The 1097-nt window shown below is 60.5% G+C and carries 2 protein-coding genes; both read right to left on the reverse strand.

Annotated elements, in window-relative coordinates; translation table 11 throughout:
• On the reverse strand, positions 1-214 hold a 214-nt coding region (locus tag A7D17_RS19240; protein WP_153041977.1), incomplete at its 3' end, for a transposase.
• 150 nt (positions 215-364) lie between these two features.
• A complete protein-coding gene (locus A7D17_RS19245) occupies positions 365-586 on the reverse strand; it encodes an XAC0095 family protein (protein WP_064510577.1) in 222 nt (73 codons plus the stop codon).
• Positions 587-1097: the final 511 nt, after the last annotated feature.

The raw sequence follows: 1097 nt of genomic DNA on the forward strand, positions 1-1097 counted from the left end.
TCCGGTCGAGCACACCGGCCTTGGCCCAACGGTTCATGCGTGTATAGACCGTGTGCCAGTTGCCAAAGCGCTTGGGCAGGCCCCGCCATTTGCAGCCATGCTCTGCGACGTAAAGGATGGCGTTGACCATCTGCAGGTTGGTCATGCTGACATTGCCGCGCTGCGCAGGTAAGCAATGTTCAATGAGGGCAAATTGTGCGGGCGTGATCTCCATGCCAGATAGTTTAATCGCTTATCTCATTAGTGTTAACACGCCCTAGATGCATGTGCGGCGGGCTGATACAGAGCAAGGTACTCTCCCAAGTCTAAACCGGCCAGCCTACCGGATGCGGGGGCTGACGCGCTGACTGGGACAGGCACAGCGTTAGGGGGCGGTACTCAAATCCCCAAGCACATCGTCCACCTGCTCGGCCAGGTGCTGCAGGCAGTGCGCCCATTGCTGCAGCGGAATCGTTGGCGACCCCAGCGTGCCCTCGTCGCGGGTGCGCGGAGCGGCCAGAGTAGCGAGCAGGCGCAATTGATCGCGTACGCGTAGCAGGTGGTATTGCGTGCCTTCGGACATCCGGTACCCGGGTTCGTCGTGCATGGCGCATCTCCTTGGCCTGAGACGACTCCCGCTGCACAACGCAGCGGGATGCCGGGAGGCTAGAAACCGCAGACAGCCGGCGGGCTTATTCCCCTTGCGGGTGTTGTATTCGCCGCCCTCCCGGCGCAAGAACGCCGAGCAGTGCCAGGCCAGATGGCCAAGCACAAAAAACCCACCAAATTCTCGGAGGTGGGTGCCGCTGTCTGTGTGGAGTTTCTAGGCTCCGTGTCAGAGTGTGCGGGGACCGGTTGGCAGGGTCAAGCGCGCTGTCTGGCGAGGTCTCTTCATCCGCCGGCGTCACTGCTTACGGGCGCTTGTCCGCACTTTTCGAAGGCTGCCACAGATGCTTACGCCCTCGAGCATTAGATGTTCGTGGTGATCTAAGGAAGGTCTGAACAACTCCATCTGATACTGCCACAATGGATCAACGAACCGAGCGGACGATCTCGATGCAGCTGAGCTTTGGCGACGCGGAGTACAACGGCAAGCGCAAGCAGACACGGCGCGAGGT

The sequence above is a fragment of the Xanthomonas floridensis genome (assembly GCF_001642575.1).
GTDB lineage: Bacteria > Pseudomonadota > Gammaproteobacteria > Xanthomonadales > Xanthomonadaceae > Xanthomonas > Xanthomonas floridensis.

Coding starts and splice junctions, on each gene's coding strand:
- A7D17_RS19245 (WP_064510577.1), bottom strand. CDS start 586: ATGCACGACGAACCCGGGTACCGGATGTCCGAAGGCACGCAATACCAC.